Source organism: Sulfitobacter sp. EhC04 (assembly GCF_001650875.1).
Classification (GTDB): domain Bacteria; phylum Pseudomonadota; class Alphaproteobacteria; order Rhodobacterales; family Rhodobacteraceae; genus Sulfitobacter.
The window spans coordinates 39321-60295 of sequence record NZ_LXYI01000001.1; the positions used below are offsets into that span (position 1 = coordinate 39321).

Here is a 20975-nt window from a genome sequence, read left to right on the forward strand (position 1 = left end):
AAGGGACGGGCAAGGCATTGGTCATCGGGCGGATCGCGGACGGCATCTGGCGTCAGGTCGAAAATGTGCAGGACACGGTGTCGGAGACGTTCATGGAGCCCGTTATCCGGCTGGGTGTGACCGGGCTGGCGCGGTCCGGCAAGACGGTCTTTATCACCTCGCTGGTGGCGAACCTGCTGGACCGTGGCCGCATGCCCGGCCTTGTCGCCGCGCGGGAGGGGCGGATCGAAGCCGCATTCCTGCAGCCCCAGCCCGACGATACCGTGCCACGCTTCGATTATGAGAATCATCTGGCGGCACTGACCGGACCAGCCCCCCATTGGCCCGACAGCACCCGCGCGATTTCGGAACTGCGCCTGTCGCTCAAGGTGCGGCCCACCGGCTTGTTGGCAGGGTTGCAGGGGCCGCGCACCGTGCATCTGGATATCGTCGATTATCCCGGCGAATGGCTGCTGGACCTCGGTCTGATGGAGCGCAGTTTCGAGGATTGGTCGCGCGAGACGCTGGAGCGGATCGCGGCGCGGCCTTCGGCGGCGGAATTCATGGCGCGTCTGCGCAACGTCGACTCCGAAAGCAAACATGACGAGCCGCTGGCGCAGGATCTGGCGCGGCTTTTTTCCGATTATCTGACCCAGGCCCGCGCGGCAGGGTTTTCCGACTGCACGCCGGGGAGGTTCCTGCTGCCCGGTGATCTTGCGGGCAGTCCGGTGCTCACATTCGCGCCGATCCCGGCAGAGGGGGCATCGGCGCGCGGTTCGCTTCACCGCGAGATGGCGCGCCGGTTCGAGGCTTACAAATCCCGCGTGGTGCGGCCCTTTTTCCGGGATCATTTCGCGCGCATCGACCGGCAGATCGTGCTGGTGGATGCGCTGGGGGCGATCCATCAGGGGCCACAGGCGGTCGAGGACCTGCGCAGCGCCATGGGCGAGACGCTGGGGGCGTTCAGGCCGGGCCGCAACCGGTTCCTGAGCAGTTTGCTGGGCGGCAAGCGGGTTGAGAAAATCCTTTTTGCGGCAACCAAGGCGGATCATCTGCATCACAGCCAGCACCTCAAGCTGACCGCGATCATGGAGGCGCTGACCCGGGAGGCGCGTGACCGGGCGCAATATGCGGGCGCGGGGACGGCGGCCATGGCCATCGCTTCGCTGCGGGCCACAACCGAAGACATGATGAAACATCAGGGCGAGGATCTGGGCGTGGTGCGCGGCACCTTGCTGGAGACCGGGAAGGAGGCGGCCTTCTACCCCGGTGACCTGCCGTCGGACCCTGCGCATCTGCTGACGCCTGCGCGCAGCGGGGCAGAGACCTGGCTGGATCAGGATTACCAGATCATGCGCTTTGCACCTGCTCCGCTGGCGTTGCGGCCCGGCGACGGGCCGCCGCATATCCGGCTGGACCGGGCGGCGGAATTCCTGTTCGGGGATCGGCTGTGATCCGGCTGCGCCCGGCCCGGCCCGTGGATGCAGGCGCGGTGGGCATGATCCTGTCCGAGTTCGTGGACACCACCCCCTGGATGCCGCGCATCCACAGCCGGGCGCAGGATCTGGCCCATGCGGCAGACATGATCGACCTCGGTTGGGTGACCCTGGCCGAGAAGACGGATCAGGTCGTGGGTTTTGCCGCCCGCGACGACGCCCAACTGCATGCGCTATACGTTGCGCGGGCGGCACGGGGGCGCGGTATTGGCAGCGATCTGCTGCGGCAGGCGCAGGCCGCGGCACCGGAACTGACGCTCTGGACGTTTCAGACCAATACCGGTGCGCAGCGGTTCTATCTGCGGCATGGTTTCCGCGAAGTGTTGCGGACAGGGGGCGAGGCCAATGACGAGGGCCTGCCCGACATTCGATACGACTGGCAACAGGAGGCAATGTGATGGCCAGAGGCCCTGTTCTGTTTGACCTTGACGAAGACACGGCACCGCGTCCGCAGGTGGCCGCAGCGCCCCCGGTGCCGGACCTGGCGGACCCGGCACCGCAAGGTCAGGCGATGCAGATCGCAGCCCAGCTTGCTGCGCGCCGTCCCTCGCTGCTGGTGCGCCTGTTCTGGTGGCTGGCGACGGCGCTGGTGGGGGCGGCCGTGTCCATCGCGGCATGGAGCTTCATCACCGGGTTGATGGCGCAATACCCGCTGCTGGGCTGGGCGATGACAGTGCTGGTCGCGGCCTTCCTTTTGGTGCTGTCACTGCTCTGCCTGCGCGAGATGGCCGCCTTTGGCCGTCTGGCCCGGCTGGACGGGTTGCGCCACGATGCGGCAGAGGCGCTGGCCCAGGCTGACCTGTCTGCCGCGCGGGCGGTGACCGACCGGATGGTCGCGCTCTACAAGGGCCGCGAGGACACCCGCTGGGGCCGGGACAGGCTGGCCGAATTGCGGGGCGATCAACTGGACGCGCAGGGGCTGCTGGGTCTGACGGAGACAGAACTGCTTGGCCCGCTCGACATTGCCGCCAGCCGCGAGGTCGAGGCGGCGGCACGGCAGGTGGCGACCGTGACGGCGCTGGTGCCGCTGGCACTGGCCGATGTGGCGGCGGCGCTGACATCGAACCTGCGGATGATCCGGCGGATTGCCGAAATCTACGGCGGGCGTTCGGGTTTCTTCGGGTCATGGCGGCTGACCCGCGCGGTACTGTCGCACCTTGTGGCGACGGGTGCGGTCGCGGTGGGCGACGACATGCTGGAACCGATCCTGGGCGGATCACTGCTGGGCAAGCTCAGCCGCCGCTTTGGCGAGGGGCTGGTCAATGGGGCGCTGACCGCCCGTGTCGGTGTGGCGGCCATGGAAGTGTGCCGCCCCTTGCCCTTTGCCCCGTCGAGGCGCCCCAAGGTGCGCGGCATCATCAAACGCGCGCTTGGCGGGCTGTTCGGCAAGCAAAACTGACCTGCTTCGGTTTATTTCCCTTGGTGGCGACGGAAAGGGTTCGCCACCGCGTATCAGGGTTGTGAATTGTATTTTTCGGCTGTGAACTACAGTGTCCCGCCTTTGACCTGAAGCAGATCACATCGCCAATGTCCCGAGAGCGCGCAGCGCGACAGGGTATTGGAGATTCAAGTTTAAGGCGGGGCGCTTTAGGATATAAGTCTCTCGTCTCAGTCAATTTTCGGATCGGACCTGCATGCGGTTTCTCAGACAGAGTATGATCGGCCTCTTCCTCGCGGCGGCGACGCTGGGGCTGTTGGTGTTTGCGGTCTATCTGGTCGGCAGCGCGCTGCAGGAGCGGCTGTCGCAGGAAACCAAGGCACCGCCCGCGCGTGAACGGGTGTTTTCCGTCAATGTCATGGTGGCCGAAGCGACCGATATCGCCCCGGTGCTGGAAACCTTTGGCGAGGTCCAAAGCCGCCGACTGCTTGAACTGCGGGCGGCTGTCGGCGGGCGGGTCATTGAGCTGGCCGAAGATTTCGAGGATGGCGGCGTGGTGGAGGCCGGGCAGGTTCTGGTGCGGCTGGACCCCAGCGATGCGCAGGCGGCAGTGGACCGGGCGGCCAGTGATATTGCTGATGCGCAAGCCGAGCAGCGCGATGCGGAACGGGCGTTGGTGCTGGCACGGGATTCACTGACCGCTGCCGAAGAACAGGCGGCCCTGCGCGACCGCGCCTTTGACCGGCAACAGGACCTGGGCGAGCGCGGCGTCAGCACCGCGACAGCGACGGAAACTGCCGAACTGGCCGCATCGACCGCCCGGTTGGCGGTGATCTCCTCCCGCCAGGCCGCAGCGGCGGCAGAGGCGCGGGTGGATCAATCCGCGACCAGCCTGCAACGGGCCAGGATCGCGCTGGCAGAGGCAGAGCGCCGCCTTGCCGACACGACGATCGAAGCACCGTTTTCCGGCACCCTTTCGGCCACATCCGTGGTGGTGGGGCGTCTGGCCTCTGCCAATGAGCAGTTGGCCCAGTTGATCGACCCGGATGATCTGGAGGTGTCGTTTCGCCTGTCCACGGCGCAATACGCGCGTTTGCTGGACGATCAGGGCCGGTTGATCCGCGCCGATGTGACCGTAACGCTGGACGTGGCAGGTGTAGACCTGGAGGCGCGGGGCCGGATCAGCCGGGCCAGCGCCGCAGCGGGCGAGGGTGCGACCGGGCGTCTGATCTTTGCCACCCTGGACAGCGCTGCAGGGTTCAAGACCGGCGATTTCGTCACTGTCCGGGTGGAAGAGCCGGTGCTGCAGAACGTGGTGCTGTTGCCATCGTCCGCGCTGGATTCCGGTGAAAGCGTGCTGGTGCTGGGCGAGGGCGACCGGCTGGAACAGGTGTCGGTGGAATTGTTGCGCCGCCAGGGGGACGACGTGCTGGTCCGGGGGCCGGTCGAGGGTCGCCGGGTCGTGCGCGAACGCTCGCCCCTGTTGGGTGCCGGCATTGCGGTCAGGCCACTTGACCGGGTCCGGCCGCAACCGCAGCCGGATGAAGAAGCGGATATGCTGGAACTGACCGAGGAACGCCGCGCGCGGCTGGTTGCCTTTGTCGAGGCCAGCAACGCGATGCCGCAGGAGGCTAAGGAAAGGGTTCTGGCACGGCTGTCAGAGCCGCGCGTGCCTGCCGGTATGGTTGCCCGGCTGGAAAGCCGGATGGGAGGCTAGGTCATGGCCCGCGCGATCTCTGGCAAGGCGGGCGGGATCCTGTCCTATTTCGTGCGGCACCGCACGGCGGCGAACCTGCTGCTGGTGCTGCTTTTGGTTGCGGGGGCCGCTGCTGCGCCGAACATGCGGGCGCAGTTCTTTCCCGATGTGATCGTCGATAACGTCACGGTGACGACTGTCTGGGATGGTGCCGGTGCCGAAGATGTGGATGCGGCCATTGTGCAGGTGCTGGAACCTGCTTTGCTGGCGGTCGAGGGTGTCGAAAGCTCGGAAAGCACATCGCGTGAAGGGCGCGGGACTGTCGCGCTGGATTTCGAGCCCGGCTGGGACATGGCGCGCGCGGCCACGGACGTACAGACGGCGGTGGATGCCATCACCACCCTGCCGGAAGAGGCCGAAGACCCCAACGTGCGGCGTGGTGCCTGGCGCGACCGGGTGACCGATGTGGTCATCACCGGCCCCATCGCGCCTGAGCAGCTTGGCCGTTTTGCCGATGAATTCGTGACCCGGCTGTTTGCCCGTGGCGTCACCCGCACCTCGATCCAGGGGATCGCGGCACCTCAGACACTGGTCGAGGTGCCCTCTGCCAAACTGATCGCCTTTGACATCACCATGGCCGACATCGCCGCCGCCATCGCCTCCGAGGTCGATGCCGATCCGGCCGGGGATGTCACGGGCGCCAATGCACGGGTCCGCACCGGCACGGCCAAGCGCAGCGCACAGGAGATTGCCGGGATCGTCCTGCGCTCCAACGCAGATGGGTCCAAGTTGACCGTCGGCGATGTGGCCAGCGTGCGCAGCGAAGGGGTCGACCGGATGCAATCCTACTTTGTCGGTCCCAATCCGGCTGTCACGGTCCGGGTGGACCGGTCTGACGGGGGCGATGCCATCGGCATCCAGGCCACGGTCGAGGATGTGGCGGCTGAACTGGCCGCCAGCCTGCCTGCGAATGTCTCCGTCGATCTGATCCGCACCCGTGCCGAGGCGATCACCGGGCGGCTGGACCTGTTGATCGACAATGGGTTGATGGGGCTGGGGCTGGTTGTCTTGCTGCTGTTCCTGTTTTTGAACGCGCGCACTGCCTTTTGGGTGGCGGCGGGTATTCCCGTCGCCATGGGGGCGGCGATTGCGCTGATGTATGCGGCCGGGTTGACCTTCAACATGATCTCGCTTTTCGGGCTGATCATCACGCTGGGTATCGTGGTGGATGATGCCATCGTGGTGGGCGAATACGCCGACCAGCGCTACAGGGCCGGGGAAGGTGCCCTTCAGGCTGCGGAGAACGCAGCGCGACGGATGGCGATGCCGGTTTTCGCCGCCACCTTGACGACGATCATCGCCTTTTATGGGTTGGTGGTCGTAGGGGGACGGTTCGGCGATATGATCCAGGACATTCCCTTTACCGTGATTGCCGTGCTGGCCGCGTCACTGGTCGAGTGTTTCCTGATCCTGCCCAACCACATGGCCCATGCGATGCGTGCGGCGGCCAGGGAGCATTGGTACGATCTGCCCAGCCGGGTGGTGAATCGCGGGTTCGAGTTCATGCGCGACCGGGCTTTCCGCCCCTTCATGGCCGGGGTGATCGCGGCCCGCTATGTCGTGCTGGCGGGTGTGGTTGTGGTACTGGCGTCGCAGATCACGTTGTTCATCAACGGATCGGTGCAATGGCGGTTCTTCAATTCGCCCGAACAGGGGTCCGTGTCGGGGAGTTTCGCCATGGCAGAGGGGGCCAGCCGCGCCGATACCATCGAGATGATGCGCGAGATGCAGCGCGCAACCGAAGAACTGGGCGCGGAATATGCCGATCGCTACGGGGCAAATCCGCTGGCATACGTGATGGCCCAGGTCGGGGCCACTTCGGGGCGTGGTCTGGCCGGTGCCGACAACAAGGATGCTGACCTTCTGGGTGGCATTTCCATCGAATTGATCGACGCCGATCTGCGCCCCTACTCCAGCTTTGCCTTCGTGGGGGAGTTGCAGGACCGCGTGGTGAACCATCCGCTGGCCGAGACTGTCAGCTTTCGCGGCTGGCGGTCAGGTCCGGGGGGCGATGCGCTGGATGTCCAGTTTTACGGTGCCAGCACCGATACGCTCAAGGCCGCGGCGGAAGACCTGAAAAACGCATTGCGCCGCTATCCGGAGGTCAGCGCGGTCGAGGACAACCTGGCCTATGACAAGGAAGAACTGATCCTCGATCTGACGCCGCAGGGGCAGGCGCTGGGCTTTACCATCGACACGCTGGGGCGCGCGCTGCGCAATCGCCTCGCCGGGATCGAGGCGGCGACCTATCCCGATGGCCCACGCTCTGCCGCGATCCGGGTCGAACTGCCCGAGGGTGAGCTGACGGCGGATTTTCTGGACCGAACCCAGATGCGCACGCCGGAGGGGCTTTATGTGCCGCTGGCAGATATCGTCAGCGTGGAACGGCGGACCGGTTTCAGCACGGTGCGGCGCGAGAACGGCATCAGGCTGATTTCTGTCACTGGCGATATCTCGGAAGACGACGCCGCCCGCGCAACAGAGATCCAGCAGGCCTTGCAGGACGACATCCTGCCGCGCATCGCGTCGGAACAGCAGGTCGAGTTTCGCCTGTCCGGTCGGAGCGAACAGGAAAGCGATTTCCTCAGTGATGCGCTGACCGGGTTGATTCTGGTCCTGACGGGTATCTACCTGGTGCTGGCGTGGATATTCGGCAGCTGGACGCGGCCCCTGGTGGTGATGGCGATCATCCCCTTCGGTCTGGTCGGTGCCATCTATGGTCACGCGCTGTGGGACGTGCCGCTGAGCATGTTCACGGTGGTCGGGCTGTTGGGCATGACCGGAATCATCATCAACGATTCCATCGTGTTGGTGACGACCATCGACGAATACGCCGAAACGCGCGGTCTGGTCCCTTCGATCATCGACGGCGCGGCGGACCGGCTGCGGCCCGTGATGCTGACCACGCTGACCACGGTGCTGGGCATGGCGCCGCTGCTTTATGAACAAAGCCAGCAGGCGCAATTCCTCAAGCCCACGGTGATCACACTGGTCTATGGCTTGGGTTTTGGCATGATGCTGGTGCTGCTGGTGGTGCCTGCATTGGTGGCGGCGCAGCAAGATGTGGCGCTGCAGGTGACCGCGATGCGGCGCGGCCTGCGTGCCCCCCTGCGCAGCCTGCGGCTGTGGTTGGTCGCGCTTTGGGCACTGGTTCTGGCTTGGGGTGGCCTGACGCTGGGCTGGGCGGTCTGGCAAGGCGGCGTGCAGCCCGTGATCGCTGGGCTGGTGCCTTTTGCCATGTCGGGGCTACCGGGGGCCTTGCTGCTGTTCGTGATCGGGGCCGGGGCGATCGCGCTGGCAGGCTATATTGCGGGCGCGCTATTTTATGTCATGTCGAGCAGGCGGGCGAAGCCGCTCACCTAGCCGGGCGTGCAGCCGCGAATTTCGATGGCCCGGTTGTCGCCCAGAACGGTGATGGTGATGGCCGATCTGTCGATCGCTACGGCACCCCCTGACATTGCGGACAAGTCGCCCGTTGCCGTCAGCGTTCCCCCGGACCGTTTGCTGTTCATCTCGCCTGCCCAGAGGCCGGGCTGGCCGGGTTCGATGACCACCAGTTCGCGCCTGCCAGCCGGGGGCATGTCCAGCCGGGTCTCGATCGTGAGCCCGTTTGCTGTTGGCCGCAGGCTACAGGTGGCGGACCGGACGCCCGCCTCCGACCCCGAATAGGCCCGTGCGGCAAGGGCTGCGGCAATGGCCGGTGTCGGTGTGCGGTCGGTGCTGTCCAGCAGGGCAGAGACTTCCAACTGCTGCGGCACGCAGATGTCGCTGCACACGCCGAAATCCAGTGTCGCAGTCAGGCGCATCGGTTTGCCAGTCTGGCGCGGGGCAAGGGTGATCGGCAGCACCAGTTCGTCCTTGTACCCGATGGTGCGCACCCCGCCTTCGCGGAACACTTTCGGTGCGGGCCAGGTGATCCCGACGCCGCGCAAATTGTCCGAACGCGACCAATCGAACTGCGGCGGAATGCCTGCATCGCCGGGCGCGCGCCAGTAGGTCTTCCAGCCCGGTGCCAATTTGAACTTGATCGCAGCGATCCGGGTCCCGTCCGCTTTGACCCAGCCGGGCAGGATTTCTGCCGTGACGGGTGTGCCGATGCCAGTCTGGGCGACCCCAGGCAGAGCGGTTGCCAGGCAAAGGGCCAGCGCGGATACGAGTTGCTTGATCATGCCCATTCAATGACCCAAGCGCGCGCGCCTGCCAAGTCACGTTTGCTTCAGCCATGTTTCGCGTAGTGGACTTATCATTTTTGCCCGGCCCCTTGCCAGAGCGCGACAGCTTGGGCATCGTGGAAGGTGAATTTACCTTCAATGATGTGCCGTAGCCGATGAACCTGACCGGAAAACTTCTTGTTGCGATGCCCGGTATGGGCGATCCGCGGTTTGCCCATGCGGTGATCTTTGTCGCGGATCATTCCGACAAGGGGGCGATGGGGCTGATCATCAACAAGCCCGCAGAGGACCTGGTATTGTCGGATGTGCTGGACCAGATAGAGACACCGACCGCGCCTGCGCAGTTCGACCTGCGGGTGCATATCGGCGGACCGGTGGAAACCGGGCGCGGTTTCGTGCTGCATTCGCCGGAATACCGCTCTGCCATGCAGACCATGAACATCGCTGGTGCATTTGCCGTAACAGCCACCCTCGATGTGCTGGAGGACATTGCGGCAGGCAAGGGCCCCGAAAAGGCGCAATTGATGCTGGGCTATGCGGGCTGGGGGCCTGATCAACTGGAGGGTGAGATTGCCCAGAATGGCTGGCTGACCTGCGAGGCGACGCCGGAGACGGTGTTCGACCTGCCGGACGAGCGCAAATGGACGGCGGCGTTGGAATCGCTGGGGGTCGATCCGCTGGGCCTGTCTGCAACGGCTGGCAGGGCCTGAGCCTCAGCGCGGCGCGGCGGCGCGGCGCAACCTGTCATTGATGGCACGGCCCAGCCCGCGATCGGGGATGGGGGCCACCGCAATGGGGCGTTCCATCGCATCGAGCCGGTGCAGGTGGTCGAACAGATGGCTTGCCGCCTCAACCAGATCACCGCTGCGGGACAGGTTCAACACCCCTTCTACCGGGCCGAATCCCAGCATCACCTCTTCTGCCTGCGCCGAAGTGGCATTCAGCCGCACCCGCCCGCGCGGTGCGTAGTGCGAGGCAAGTTGTCCGGGGGCGATCACGTCTGCGCCGCTCACAATGGACAGCGGTACGCCAAGGGCCGCCTCCACCGCTTCTTGCGGCAGGCCACCCGCACGCAACAGGGTAGGGGTGGCGCTGTCCAGGCCGACAATGGTGCTTTCCAGACCCACGTCGCAGGGGCCATCGTCGAGCACCGCCGCGATGCGCCCTGCAAGACCTGCCATCACATGGGCAGCCGTGGTCGGGCTGATCCGCCCCGATGGATTGGCAGAAGGTGCCGCCACCGGGCCGCCAAAGGTTCCCAGCAAGGTGCGGGCTGCGGGATGCGCAGGCACCCGCAGGGCCACCGTGTCCAGTCCTGCGGTCACCAGGGTTGAAAGCCCGTGACCGGGCTTGAGCGGCAGGACAAGCGTCAGCGGTCCCGGCCAGAAGGCAGTGGCCAGTATTTCGGCCATATCGGACCATTGCACATAGCTGCGGGCAAGATCGGCATCTGCCAGATGGGCGATCAGCGGGTTGAAACTGGGCCGACCCTTGGCCGCATAGACCCTTGCAACGGCATCCCCGTCGCGCGCATCCGCGCCCAGCCCGTAGACCGTTTCGGTGGGGAAGGCGACAAGCTGCCCCGAGGACAAAAGCTCTGCCGCTCTGGCAATTCCTTGCGGGTCGAATTTCAGGGTTTCTGTCTGATCGGCCATGGGTGCTGATGACGCTGCGTTTTGGGTTGCGGGGCGGGGTGCCGCGCTTCATGTTGGCTGCATTACAGACCTGCCCTTAGCAGGGCGGGGACGGGGTTGCCAAGCCACCGCCGCCCCCAGTCGAAAGAGAGATAGACATGCCATACCAAGCAGCCACAGATGAATTTGCCTTTCTGATCGAACAAATCCTGGACATGGAGGCCCTGCGCGCCACTGAGCGTTTCGCGGAGGCGACAGAGGATGTGACCCGTGCCATCCTGTCCGAGGCGGGCAAGATGTGCGATGCGGTACTGGCACCATTGCAACGCCCCGGTGACCTGCATCCGGCCAGGCTGGAAAACGGCGTTGTGCGCACCTCGCCCGGTTTTGCCGAGGGGTTCCGCGCCATTGCGGACGGCGGATGGATCGGCATCACTGCGGACCCGGAACATGGTGGCATGGGGCTGCCGATGACCCTGAACACCGCCGTGAACGAGATGATGAGCGGGGCCTGCCTGTCGCTGCAACTGGCCCCGTTGATGAGCCAGGGCCAGATCGAGGCGCTGGAGCATCACGCCTCTGACGCGATCAAGGAACTGTACCTGCCCAAGCTGATCTCGGGCGAATGGACCGGCACGATGAACCTGACCGAACCGCAGGCGGGATCGGATGTCGGGGCACTCAGCAGCAAGGCCGAGGACAAGGGCGATGGCACATATGCGATCACCGGCCAGAAAATCTATATCTCCTGGGGGGACAATGATTTTGCGGAAAACGTCTGCCATCTGGTTCTGGCGCGCCTGCCCGGCGCACCTGCGGGGACCAAGGGGATCAGCCTGTTTCTGGTGCCGAAATTCCTGCCCGATGCCGATGGCAACCCTGGCAAGCGCAATGATCTGAAGGTCGTCAGCCTGGAGCACAAGCTGGGCCTGCACGGATCGCCCACCGCTGTCATGGAATACGCCGGTGCCACTGGTTGGCTGGTCGGGCCAGAACAGGGCGGCATGGCGGCGATGTTCACCATGATGAACAACGCGCGGCTGGGTGTCGGCGGGCAGGGTGTGGGCGTGGCGGAAGGCGCCTATCAGCACGCGCTGGCCTATGCGCAGGAACGCAAGCAGGGCGGCAAGGGCACGATCATCGACCACGCCGATGTGCGCCGGATGCTGGCGACTATGAAGGCCGACATCTTTACCGCGCGGGCCATCGCCATGTCCTGCGCCCATGCAATCGACATGACCAATGCCACCGGCGATGCCGCCTGGAAAGCGCGTGCGGCACTGCTGACGCCGATTGCCAAGGCCTTTGGCACCGACGTGGGGATCGAGGTCGCCCAGACCGGTGTGCAGGTCCACGGCGGCATGGGCTTTGTGGAAGAGACAGGCGCGGCCCAGTTCGCCCGCGACGTGCGGGTCACCGCGATCTACGAGGGCACCAACGGGATTCAGGCGATGGATCTGGTGGGCCGCAAGATGATGGATGGCGGCGAGGCGGCGGGCGCGCTGCTGGACGAGATGGAAGAGGACATCGAACTGGCGCGCGATTCCTTTCCCAACATGGCCGATGCGGTCTGGCAGGCCTGCGAAAGCCTGCGCGAGGCGACCGACTGGCTGGTGGCGCAGGACAACATGCAGGCGCGCTTTGCCGGTGCGGTCCCCTATCTGCGGGCCTTTGCGCGGGTGCTGGGGGGCCATCTGCACCTCAAGGCCGCCATGGTTGACAAGGGCGGGCCGCGTGAACGCCTCGCGCGGTTCTACATCCAGCGGATCATGCCGGAATATGGCGGCTTGCTGACCCATGCGCAGGCGGGCGAGGCGGACCTCTTTGCCGTCACAGCCGATGATCTGGTCGCCTGATGGCTGATACTGCACCCGTCGGTCTGCGCTATCCCTGGCAAACGCCCCCCGATCATGGCACTGCCGCGATCGAGGTGGCACCCGGTGTGCTCTGGCTGCGGATGCCGCTGCCGATGAAGCTGGATCACGTCAACATCTATGCGCTGGATGAGGGCGACAGCTGGACCATCATCGACACCGGGTTTTCGTCAAAAAAGTCCAAGGCCATTTGGGCAGAAACATTGGCAGGCCCGCTGGGCGGCAAGCCTGTTAGTCGGGTGGTGGTGACACATCACCACCCCGATCATATTGGCCTGGCGGGGTGGTTTCAGACCGAACATGGTGCCGAGCTGGTGACCACGCGGACCGCCTGGCTGACGGCCCGGATGCTGACCCTCGACACGCAGGAAGTGGCCGCGGCAGAAACGCTGAGCTTTTACCGCCAGTCAGGCATGCACAGCGAGCTCCTGGAGAAACGGACCAACGACCGGCCTTTCAACTTTGCCGATGTGGTTGACCCGTTGCCGCTGGGCTATACCCGGATCAGGCAGGACGATTCCGTGGTCATGGGCGGACGCAGCTGGGATGTGCATATCGGCAACGGCCATGCTCCGGAACATGCGACGTTCTGGAGCAGGGACGATAACCTGGTGATCGCGGGGGATCAGATATTGCCGTCCATCAGCCCGAACGTGGGCGTCTATGCGACCGAACCTATGGCGGACCCGATTGGCGAATGGCTAGAGGCCTGCGAACGGCTGGCCCCGCTGGCGCGGGCCGATCATCTGGTGCTGGGCGGACACAAGCTGCCCTTTACCGGCCTGCCCAAACGGATGGAGCAGTTGATCGAGAATCATCACGGCGCACTGAAGCGTCTGATGGCTTTCATCGAGACACCCAAATCCGCGTCGGAATGCTTTCCACCCCTGTTCAAGCGCAAGATCGACGAGGGCGAATATGGTCTTGCCCTGGTTGAAGCCGTCGCGCATCTGAGCCACCTTTACCAGACAGGCCACGCGACCCGCTCGCTGCGGCAGCAGGACGGAGCCTGGGTGTACCAGAGTAAGGTGTAGACATGGACAACGAGATCAAGACCGCCGCCGAAGCCTATGAGGCCGCGGCCCTGCCGCGCCGCTACGAGGTTCATATCGACCCGGAGGAGGCGCGCGCGCAGGATCAGCAGGTGCCACGAGCGGTTGGCGGCAAGCCGATGGCGCAAAAATCCGCCGCGCAATGGGCTTATGAGCGTATCGTGCTGTATCTCAAGACATTCGAAGAGCAACTGGACGGCGACCACGAGGTCGCAATGGGCTTTACCGGGGCCGATGCCGGGGTGCTGCGGATCGTGGGAATGGGCTATTTCGATCCGGATATCATTACCTTCTACGGGGCTGATCCCGTGGGTGGAAAAATGCAGCATATCCAGCATGTCAGCCAGTTGAACGTGATCCTGCGGGCGCTGCCGAAAGCGGAGAAGGATGCAGCCCCTAACCGGATCGGCTTTCGACTGGTCCAGGACCTGGAGAACGATGCGGAACACAGCCCCGCGACAACCTGACCCTCAAGCCGCTTTGAGGTCGTGACAGGACGGTTTGAATAGGGTAGTCAGCCGCAAAGATTGAAACGAGGGACCGATTGATATGGCCGATCACGAACATGGCAGCATGGACACCAAGGTGCAGGAACAGACCTTTGCATCCTTCATGTCCTTTGTAAGCCGCACAGGAATTATCATTATTGTGCTTCTGGTGTTGATGGCGATTTTCATCCGCTAAGGCGCTTTGGCATCCGGTGATGCCAGGTAAATGTTACCCGTATCGGAGATTTTTCCAGTGAAACGCCTGTTGACCGGCCTTGTTTGTGCCGCCCTACTTGCCGGTTGCGCAGCCGACACCAGCCCGGACAGCCCGCCAGAAGCAGTAGCTGCGGCCGCGTTCCGCGATCCGGGTCCCAAGAAAATCACCGTGTTCACGATGATCAACAACCGTACCGGCAAGGGCGGTCATACCGCGTTGCTGATCAATGGCTCGCAGCAGGTCATCTTTGACCCTGCGGGTTCATTCCGCGACGCGCGCGTCGTTGAGCGCGGCGATGTGCTTTATGGCATGTCGCCATCCTGGATCCAGGCCTACAAGTCCGCCCATGCGCGTGAGACATACCATGTGGTCAGCCAGGAAATGGTCGTGACACCCGAACAGGCGGAAACGGCCCTGCGGCTGGTGCAGGCGAACGGCGCGGTGCCCGGTGCCTATTGCGCCAATGCCACGACGTCTCTGCTCAGACAGGTTCCGGGCTTCGGTGATATCGAAACCACGTTCTACCCCGCGCAGTTCATGGAACAGATCGCGAAACGTCCTGGCGTGACCACCACCCGCTACTTCGAAGATGACGAAGGCCATGTGACCGACGCGGTCAAGGCAGGCATTGCCATCGCGCAATAACGTCTATCCCAGCAGATAGAGCAGACCGTATAGCGTTGCCGCCCCTGACAGGATGGCCCCGATGACGTTTTTCGTCAGAACCCCGACCGACAGCGTGACCGCCGCTGCCGCCAGCCGCGCGGGGTCAATGTCGCCCCCGGTCGCATTCGGCCACAGAACCTGAGGGGCCACCAGTGCTGGCAACACGGCCACAGCCGTGTAACGCAGGTGACGCAGCAGCCATTCCGGCATCGCGCGATTCCCGACGAGGCCAGTAAAGACGAAGCGCAGGAAGAAACTGCCCAGGCCCAGCCCGACGATGACGATCCAGAGGGTTGTCTTGTCGATCATATCGGCCCCCCCGCGCGGCGGTTCAGCCAGCGCTCGACCTCTGCGCCTGCCATCATGCCGATCAATCCGGCGACGATAACGCCCAGCGAATAGGGCACCTCCGTCGCGAAAAGGCTGACAACAACGGCAACGAGGGCCGCAACAACATGGGCCAGCGTGCGGAACATCGGTGCGATCATCGCGAGAAAAGTGATCGGGATTGCAAAATCCAGCGCCCAGCCGTCGGGCACCTGCGCGCCAAGGTAGGCCCCGATGAAGGTAAAGATGTACCACAAGGGAACGATTGGGGTGACCGCGCCAAAGAAATATCCCATCCGCTGGGGAATGGTCATCTTCGGCTCCTTTTCATACTGAGCCGTCGCGATGACATAGGATTGATCAACTGTCAGATAGGCCGCCAGCGCGCGCTGCCACAGCGGCGCGCCCCCGATCCAGGGGGTAAGCGACGCGGAATACATCGCCATCCGCAGGTTGACGGCAAGAGCAGAGGCCAACACGATGATGGTCGGTGCCTCTTCCTGCATCAGTTGCAGGGCAGTGAACTGTGCGGCCCCGGCAATGACCACAACCGAAAAGGACAAGGCCTCGATCACCGAAAGACCCGCTTCGGTGGCCAGCAGGCCAAAGAGCGCGGCAAAGGGAATGATCACCAGAATGAAGGGGGCCCCGTCGGCGATGCCCTTCAGATAGGCGGATTTGGTGGTGGTGATGGTCATGGGATGCCCCTAGATTATGCAGACAGAGGTAACCTGTTACAAAAGGGGATACAATTGGCCCAGAACCCGGATCTGTCTGATTTCCTGATCGCGCCTGATCCTGCGGCGGATCGCTTGACACGGGCTGTGCGCGGCACGGACCAGAACGGGGTCGAGACCGACATCCGCGTGGTGGAGGAGCGCCCGCTGACCATCTACCTCAACCGTCAGGAGATCGTCACCGCGATGACCATCGGGGATTATCCCAAGTATCTGGCTCTGGGTTTCCTGCGCAATCAGCAGATGCTGCGCATGGGTGATGAGATCACCGGCGTGGATTATGACGAGGAGCTGGAAACCGTGGTGGTCCGCACCGCGATCGAAACCGATTTCGAAGACAAGATGCGCCGCAAGACGCGAACCTCCGGCTGTGCGGTAGGCACGGTCTTTGGCGACATGATGGAGGGGCTGGACAAGGTGCATCTGCCGCAGACTCCGGTCACGACCTCGGCTCTTTATGCGCTCTCCGCCCGGATCAACCGGACGCCCAGCCTGTATCTCGCTGCGGGGGCGATCCATGGCACGGTGCTCTGCGAAGGGGACCGCGCATTGGTCTATATGGAAGATGTCGGACGTCACAACGCGGTGGACAAGATCGCGGGCTGGATGCTGTCCGAGGGTGTCGATGGGGCCGACAAGATTCTCTACACCACCGGCAGGCTGACCTCCGAAATGGTGATCAAGACGGCGATGATGGGCATTCCGGTGCTGGTCTCACGCTCGGGCTTTACCGCCTGGGGCGTGGAGATTGCCCGCCAGGTGGGGCTGACCCTGATCGGACGCCTGAAGGGGCGGCGGTTCATCTGTCTGAGCGGTGAGGACAGGCTGGTGCGGGATGCCGATGTGTCCGCCGTCGCGGAGGAACCGCGCAGGGCGGGACGGGCCGGAGGTTCGACATGAAGCAACCTCTCGGTGTGATCCTGGCAGGCGGGCAGGCGACGCGCATGGGCGGCGGCGACAAGGGGTTGTTACAGTTGGGTGGGCAGAGCGTGCTGGACCGGGTGATCGACCGCCTGTCGCCGCAGGTCGCCGATCTGGCGCTGAATGCCAATGGCGATGCAGCCCGCTTTGCGGCACTTGGCCTGCCGGTTCTGCCCGATAGTATTGAGGGTTTCGCAGGCCCCCTGGCGGGGGTTCTGGCGGGGCTGGACTGGGCGGCGGAACAAGGGGCGGATACGATCGTGACCGCCGCCGCCGATACGCCTTTCTTTCCCTGCGATCTGGTGCCGCAACTCTTGCTGGCCAGCGAAGGGATGGCGCAGCCGCTGGTGCTGGCCGCGACGCCTGATCTTGAGCGGGGCCGCGCACGCCATCCGACTTTTGGCTTGTGGTCCGTGGGGTTACGCGACGATCTTCGCGCATCACTTGAAGATGGCGTGCGCAAGGTCGTGCAGTGGACGGGGCGTCATGAGGGGCGCGAGGCGCAGTTCCCGGATGAGGCGGCGTTCTTTAATATCAACACACCCGAAGACCTGCAGCGGGCCGAGGCAATGTTATGAAGTTATACGGGGTGGTCGGCTGGAAGAACGCGGGCAAGACCGGGTTGATGGAACGGCTTGTGACGGAAATCACGGGGCGGGGCATCCGGGTCTCCACTGTCAAACACGCTCACCATTCCTTTGACGTGGACCACGAGGGCAAAGACAGCCATCGCCACCGCGTCGCAGGTGCGACCGAGGTGATGCTGGCGTCGCGCAATCGCTTTGCGCTGATGCACGAATTGCGCGACGAGGCGGAGCCGACGCTGGAGGAACTGCTGGCGCGGTTGTCGCCGGTCGATCTGGTGCTGATCGAAGGCTACAAACGTGACGCCCACCCCAAGGTGGAGGCGCATCGGGCTGAGGCGGGCAACCCGCTGATCGCGCCGGGGGACCCGACCGTGCGCGCCGTGGCCAGCGATGTGCCGCTTGCGCTTGACCGACCGGTGTTTGACCTGAACGACACAAGCGCCATTGCCGATTTCATCCTGGCCGAGGTCGGGTTGTGACGGGTTTCGATACCTTTGTCGTGGTCGACTGGTCCGCCCGTGCCAAGCCGTCACCAGCAAAACCCACGGGCGATTCCATCTGGATCGCCGTCGCGCGGCCCGGCGAAGAGCCAGCGTGCCATTATCACCGCACACGCTTTGCCGCGATAGCGGCGCTGCGGGCGCTGTTCGACGCGGAACTGGCGGCGGGTCGGCGGGTGGTCGCTGGGTTTGATTTCTCCTTTGCCTATCCGGCGGGGTTCGCGCGCGCGCTGACCGGGTCCGACGATCCGCTGGGCGTCTGGCATCTGCTGTCCGGGATGATCGAGGACGGCCCCGACAATGCCAACAACCGGTTTGAAGTGGCGCGGGCGCTGAACGCGCGGTTTCCGGGCCTGGGGCCGTTTTGGGGGTGTCCGGTGGGGCAAGAGGACGGGACGCTGCCCGCCCGTGGCTCGCAGCGGCAGGGCCACGGTATGCCGGAACGGCGCGGGGTGGAGCAGCACGCAGACATGACCCGGTCGCAACCGGGCTGGAAGCTGTATACAACCGGATCGGTCGGCTCGCAGGCGCTGCTGGGGATACCACACCTGCAATCTCTTCGGGACCACTATGGCGACGCGCTGCGGGTGGCCCCGTTTCAGCGTGGCGATGCGCCGCTGGTGCTGGTCGAGGTTTACCCCTCGCTCATTTCCGACACTGTCGCAGCGGCACGGTCGGAGGACGAGATTCTGGACCGCGCGCAGGTTCGGGTCATGGCACGCGCCCTGTCGCGGCTGGCACCCGAGACGCTGGGCGCGCTGCTGGATGAAGGCGACCCGGTGGAGGGCTGGTCGCTGGGCGTGGGGCAGGCGGACATCCTGCGCGCAGCGGCGCGGGCTGATCCACCACCCTTGCGGAACGATTGTTTTGCCCTGCCGCCGGGCGTGCACTGGACCCCGGTGGAGGAGGCTCTGGCGCACCTGAGGGATCGGATGCAGGTGGTCACGCCCGCGCGGACCGTCGAGCTTGACAAGGCAATGCACCGCGTGGCCGCAGGCGATGTTGCGGCCCTGCGGGCAAACCCGCCGCTGCCCAACACAGCAGTGGACGGCTATGGATTTGCCGGTGCGCGGGGCGAGGGCACCCACCGCATGAAACTGGCCCAGGGGCGTGCCGCAGCGGGGGACCGCCCCGGCGTTGTGCCTGCCGGGCAGGCGATCCGCGTATTGACGGGCGCTGCCCTTCCCGAAGGCGTCGATACCGTTGTCCTGCAAGAGGACGTGGTGATTGACAGCGAAGAGGTGACTTTTCAGGGGCCGGTCAAGGCAGGGTCCAACACGCGCAAGGCGGGGGAGGATGTGCAGGCGGGCGATATTGTCCTGACGGCAGGGCGGCGCATCACTGCCCCCGATCTGGCCCTGCTGGCGGCAACGGGAACGGCACAGGTTGCGGTGCGCGCTGCGCTGCGGGTCGGCGTGCTTTCCACGGGCGATGAACTGGTGACAGCGGGGAATGCAGCCTCTGACGGGCAGATATTCGATGCCAACCGCCCGATGCTGCTGGCCCTGATGCAGCGCCTTGGCCATCAACCAGTCGATCTGGGGCAAGTGGGGGACGACAGGGTGGCGCTGCGCCGGGTGCTCGATGATGCGGCGGGGCAGGTTGATGTGATCCTGACCAGCGGCGGCGCCTCTGCCGGGGATGAGGATCACGTATCGGCCCTGCTGGAAGAGGCGGGCGCGATGGGGCTGTGGCGGATTGCCGTCAAACCGGGCCGCCCTCTGGCGTTGGGTATGTGGCAGGGCAAGCCTGTCTTTGGTCTGCCGGGCAATCCGGTTGCGGCTTTGGTCTGCACGCTGATCTTTGCGCGGCCCGCGTTGGCGGTCCTGGCCGGGGAAAGCTGGCCTCTGCCTGCGGGCTTTGACGTGCCTGCCGGGTTTTCCAAGCGCAAGAAGGCGGGTCGCCGCGAATATCTGCGGGCGCGCATGCGGGACGGTCGGGCCGAGGTGTTCCCCTCAGAAGGATCGGGACGGATCAGCGGGTTGAGCTGGGCGGAAGGGCTGGTGGAACTGCCCGAACCAGCGGCAGTGGTGTCACCGGGGGATATGGTGCGGTTCATCCCCTACGGCAGTTTCGGGATGTAGGGCCGGACCCAAGGCACCCAACAACCTGCTTAACGATCAGTCGAAAGTCCCCGCGCAGCGGCCCAGCAGCATGAAGGCGCGCGCAGTGCGGGTGTCGGCAAGGGCGGAGATCTCTCCATCCGAGGCCTGCGGCTCGAAAGCCGCGAAGGTCTTGTCAAAGCGGCGCAGAAAATGGTGGGCGGCGTCGCGAAAGATCGGATCCTGTTTCATCCGTGCATTGCTCAGCGCCAGGGATGACCGGTCGCGGATGCCGCCGAGCGCCGCAATCGGCCGACCGCGAGCGCCTTGTGCGAATTGGCGCCAGACCTCGGGGCGCGCCCGGTCGGGGCGCAGGTCGTCCATATAGATGCCATCCTGGCTGAGCAGGGTCAGCACGTCCTGGGCGGCCTGGATCAACTGCTTGGCGGATCGGTCCTTCAAGGCCCGACGCAGCGAGGCGAAACCGGTTTCGTCTTCGGCGGTTTCGGGGAAGTTCAGCGCGCGGATGAAATCATCGGTCGACAGAAGCGGCACCATGTCGCTTGCCTGCGTGCCCAGTGCCAGCACCGGCTGATCATCAAGCTGCGGCGTGGCGGCAAGGGGGGCCAGGCGCGCACGTTCATCGCGGCGGGACTGGAAGGTCGCCAGGGCGGTTTCGGTCTTGCGGGCTGCGGCGGCGATTTCATCAAGCTTGCGCGCGACCGAGGGTTCGGTGCGCATATGCATGCCCTGCTGTTGGCTGATATAGGCCTGGCGGATCGCGTCGATGGCCGATTGCAGGCGCTGGCTTTCCTCGCGCATCACGCGGCTGGCGCGTGCCGCCGTGGCCGAGACCCAGATCATCGCAACCGGCATGAAGATCGCCAGCATGGTCACCAGGAAACGCAGCCCGCCTGATTCCGTCTCTGTTTCCGGTTCAGAACTGACAAAGACAAAGAAGATACCTGCCCCCAAGAGCCAGACAGCGCTCAGCGCGATGGCAATCACCTCGATCGAGGTGATCGCATCGGGCTTGGGCTTGTCATAGATCCCCAGGGGGGTCACACGGGCGCCGCCGCTCGCCGGTTTGGCGGTCTGGGGCGTCTCGGTGCCAGCAGGAGATTCGGGCGCATCAGTCATGCAGCGGCC

The 20975-nt window shown here is 64.7% G+C and carries 20 protein-coding genes; 15 read left to right on the top strand and 5 right to left on the bottom strand.

Annotated features, from left to right (window positions below):
* Window positions 1-17: 17 nt before the first annotated feature.
* The 5 genes from A8B82_RS00205 (at window position 18) to A8B82_RS00225 (ending at window position 7972) form a co-directional block, all read left to right on the top strand.
* Window positions 18-1433, top strand: a complete 1416-nt coding sequence (locus A8B82_RS00205; protein WP_067286760.1) for a YcjX family protein — start codon at window positions 18-20, stop codon at window positions 1431-1433.
* A complete protein-coding gene (locus A8B82_RS00210) occupies window positions 1430-1873 on the top strand; it encodes a GNAT family N-acetyltransferase (RefSeq protein WP_328586484.1) in 444 nt (147 codons plus the stop codon). Before A8B82_RS00205 ends, A8B82_RS00210 begins: the two co-directional genes overlap by 4 nt.
* On the top strand, window positions 1873-2874 hold the full coding sequence (locus tag A8B82_RS00215) for a YcjF family protein (protein WP_067286761.1): 1002 nt from the start codon (window positions 1873-1875) through the stop codon (window positions 2872-2874). Before A8B82_RS00210 ends, A8B82_RS00215 begins: the two co-directional genes overlap by 1 nt.
* 235 nt (window positions 2875-3109) lie before the next feature.
* A complete protein-coding gene (locus tag A8B82_RS00220; RefSeq protein ID WP_067286764.1) occupies window positions 3110-4570 on the top strand; it encodes an efflux RND transporter periplasmic adaptor subunit in 1461 nt (486 codons plus the stop codon).
* Between the two features lie 3 nt (window positions 4571-4573).
* Window positions 4574-7972: an efflux RND transporter permease subunit gene (locus A8B82_RS00225; protein WP_067286767.1), complete on the top strand. Its 3399-nt coding sequence runs from the start codon at window positions 4574-4576 to the stop codon at window positions 7970-7972.
* On the opposite strand, the gene A8B82_RS00230 is transcribed toward A8B82_RS00225, so the two are convergent.
* Window positions 7969-8778 (bottom strand): protein-disulfide reductase DsbD domain-containing protein, encoded by an 810-nt coding sequence (locus A8B82_RS00230; protein WP_067287270.1) that lies wholly within the window; start codon window positions 8776-8778, stop codon window positions 7969-7971. The two genes, A8B82_RS00225 and A8B82_RS00230, sit on opposite strands and share 4 nt — an antisense overlap.
* 158 nt (window positions 8779-8936) lie before the next feature.
* Here A8B82_RS00230 and A8B82_RS00235 point away from each other — a divergent pair, with 158 nt between their 5' ends.
* Window positions 8937-9491, top strand: coding sequence for a YqgE/AlgH family protein (locus tag A8B82_RS00235; protein WP_067286769.1), 555 nt, complete (start codon window positions 8937-8939; stop codon window positions 9489-9491).
* Between the two features lie 3 nt (window positions 9492-9494).
* Here A8B82_RS00235 and A8B82_RS00240 read toward each other — a convergent pair whose 3' ends face one another.
* The gene (locus A8B82_RS00240; protein WP_067286772.1) at window positions 9495-10436 is read right to left on the bottom strand and encodes an L-threonylcarbamoyladenylate synthase; all 942 of its coding nucleotides are present in this window, start codon (window positions 10434-10436) and stop codon (window positions 9495-9497) included.
* Window positions 10437-10573: 137 nt separating this feature from the next.
* On the opposite strand from A8B82_RS00240, the gene A8B82_RS00245 reads away from it, so the two are divergent.
* From A8B82_RS00245 to A8B82_RS00265, 5 genes are all read left to right on the top strand, one after another.
* Complete coding sequence (locus A8B82_RS00245; protein WP_067286775.1) at window positions 10574-12271, top strand: acyl-CoA dehydrogenase; 1698 nt, start codon at window positions 10574-10576, stop codon at window positions 12269-12271.
* Complete coding sequence (locus tag A8B82_RS00250) at window positions 12271-13323, top strand: MBL fold metallo-hydrolase (protein ID WP_067286778.1); 1053 nt, start codon at window positions 12271-12273, stop codon at window positions 13321-13323. Before A8B82_RS00245 ends, A8B82_RS00250 begins: the two co-directional genes overlap by 1 nt.
* Window positions 13324-13325: 2 nt before the next feature.
* Entirely contained in the window at window positions 13326-13808 is a 483-nt protein-coding gene (locus A8B82_RS00255; RefSeq protein WP_067286781.1) for a DUF6173 family protein, read from the top strand.
* Window positions 13809-13890: 82 nt separating this feature from the next.
* Entirely contained in the window at window positions 13891-14025 is a 135-nt protein-coding gene (locus A8B82_RS00260; protein ID WP_067286784.1) for an aa3-type cytochrome c oxidase subunit IV, read from the top strand.
* A 57-nt stretch (window positions 14026-14082) separates the two neighbouring features.
* Window positions 14083-14691 carry a hypothetical protein gene (locus tag A8B82_RS00265; RefSeq protein ID WP_138069628.1) on the top strand — a complete coding sequence of 203 codons (609 nt, stop codon included), beginning with the start codon at window positions 14083-14085 and terminating at the stop codon, window positions 14689-14691.
* A 3-nt stretch (window positions 14692-14694) separates the two neighbouring features.
* Here the strand turns inward: A8B82_RS00265 and A8B82_RS00270 are convergent, their stop codons facing one another.
* Both A8B82_RS00270 and A8B82_RS00275 read right to left on the bottom strand, forming a co-directional pair.
* Window positions 14695-15021 (bottom strand): AzlD domain-containing protein, encoded by a 327-nt coding sequence (locus tag A8B82_RS00270; RefSeq protein ID WP_067286787.1) that lies wholly within the window; start codon window positions 15019-15021, stop codon window positions 14695-14697.
* Complete coding sequence (locus A8B82_RS00275) at window positions 15018-15737, bottom strand: AzlC family ABC transporter permease (protein ID WP_067286789.1); 720 nt, start codon at window positions 15735-15737, stop codon at window positions 15018-15020. The genes A8B82_RS00270 and A8B82_RS00275 overlap by 4 nt, the downstream gene beginning before the upstream one ends.
* Window positions 15738-15791: 54 nt before the next feature.
* On the opposite strand from A8B82_RS00275, the gene A8B82_RS00280 reads away from it, so the two are divergent.
* From A8B82_RS00280 to A8B82_RS00295, 4 genes are read left to right on the top strand one after another with little or no spacing between them, the layout of a single operon-like run.
* Window positions 15792-16676, top strand: a complete 885-nt coding sequence (locus A8B82_RS00280) for a formate dehydrogenase accessory sulfurtransferase FdhD (protein WP_443069320.1) — start codon at window positions 15792-15794, stop codon at window positions 16674-16676.
* The gene (gene mobA, locus A8B82_RS00285; RefSeq protein WP_067286791.1) at window positions 16673-17275 is read left to right on the top strand and encodes a molybdenum cofactor guanylyltransferase MobA; all 603 of its coding nucleotides are present in this window, start codon (window positions 16673-16675) and stop codon (window positions 17273-17275) included. The genes A8B82_RS00280 and mobA overlap by 4 nt, the downstream gene beginning before the upstream one ends.
* Window positions 17272-17763, top strand: a complete 492-nt coding sequence (gene mobB / locus A8B82_RS00290; protein WP_067286794.1) for a molybdopterin-guanine dinucleotide biosynthesis protein B — start codon at window positions 17272-17274, stop codon at window positions 17761-17763. Before mobA ends, mobB begins: the two co-directional genes overlap by 4 nt.
* A complete protein-coding gene (locus A8B82_RS00295) occupies window positions 17760-19868 on the top strand; it encodes a molybdopterin-binding protein (RefSeq protein WP_067286797.1) in 2109 nt (702 codons plus the stop codon). The genes mobB and A8B82_RS00295 overlap by 4 nt, the downstream gene beginning before the upstream one ends.
* Before the next feature lie 36 nt (window positions 19869-19904).
* Here A8B82_RS00295 and A8B82_RS00300 read toward each other — a convergent pair whose 3' ends face one another.
* A complete protein-coding gene (locus A8B82_RS00300; protein WP_067286799.1) occupies window positions 19905-20966 on the bottom strand; it encodes a hypothetical protein in 1062 nt (353 codons plus the stop codon).
* Window positions 20967-20975 lie beyond the last annotated feature (9 nt).

Excerpts from the sequence above, each read along its gene's own strand:
- A8B82_RS00215 (WP_067286761.1), top strand. The coding sequence starts at position 1,873 with ATGGCCAGAGGCCCTGTTCTGTTTGACCTTGACGAAGACACGGCACCG.
- A8B82_RS00220 (WP_067286764.1), top strand. The coding sequence starts at position 3,110 with ATGCGGTTTCTCAGACAGAGTATGATCGGCCTCTTCCTCGCGGCGGCG.
- A8B82_RS00225 (WP_067286767.1), top strand. The coding sequence starts at position 4,574 with ATGGCCCGCGCGATCTCTGGCAAGGCGGGCGGGATCCTGTCCTATTTC.
- A8B82_RS00230 (WP_067287270.1), bottom strand. The coding sequence starts at position 8,778 with ATGATCAAGCAACTCGTATCCGCGCTGGCCCTTTGCCTGGCAACCGCT.
- A8B82_RS00235 (WP_067286769.1), top strand. The coding sequence starts at position 8,937 with ATGAACCTGACCGGAAAACTTCTTGTTGCGATGCCCGGTATGGGCGAT.
- A8B82_RS00240 (WP_067286772.1), bottom strand. The coding sequence starts at position 10,436 with ATGGCCGATCAGACAGAAACCCTGAAATTCGACCCGCAAGGAATTGCC.
- A8B82_RS00245 (WP_067286775.1), top strand. The coding sequence starts at position 10,574 with ATGCCATACCAAGCAGCCACAGATGAATTTGCCTTTCTGATCGAACAA.
- A8B82_RS00250 (WP_067286778.1), top strand. The coding sequence starts at position 12,271 with ATGGCTGATACTGCACCCGTCGGTCTGCGCTATCCCTGGCAAACGCCC.
- A8B82_RS00255 (WP_067286781.1), top strand. The coding sequence starts at position 13,326 with ATGGACAACGAGATCAAGACCGCCGCCGAAGCCTATGAGGCCGCGGCC.
- A8B82_RS00260 (WP_067286784.1), top strand. The coding sequence starts at position 13,891 with ATGGCCGATCACGAACATGGCAGCATGGACACCAAGGTGCAGGAACAG.
- A8B82_RS00270 (WP_067286787.1), bottom strand. The coding sequence starts at position 15,021 with ATGATCGACAAGACAACCCTCTGGATCGTCATCGTCGGGCTGGGCCTG.
- A8B82_RS00275 (WP_067286789.1), bottom strand. The coding sequence starts at position 15,737 with ATGACCATCACCACCACCAAATCCGCCTATCTGAAGGGCATCGCCGAC.
- mobA (WP_067286791.1), top strand. The coding sequence starts at position 16,673 with ATGAAGCAACCTCTCGGTGTGATCCTGGCAGGCGGGCAGGCGACGCGC.
- mobB (WP_067286794.1), top strand. The coding sequence starts at position 17,272 with ATGAAGTTATACGGGGTGGTCGGCTGGAAGAACGCGGGCAAGACCGGG.
- A8B82_RS00300 (WP_067286799.1), bottom strand. The coding sequence starts at position 20,966 with ATGACTGATGCGCCCGAATCTCCTGCTGGCACCGAGACGCCCCAGACC.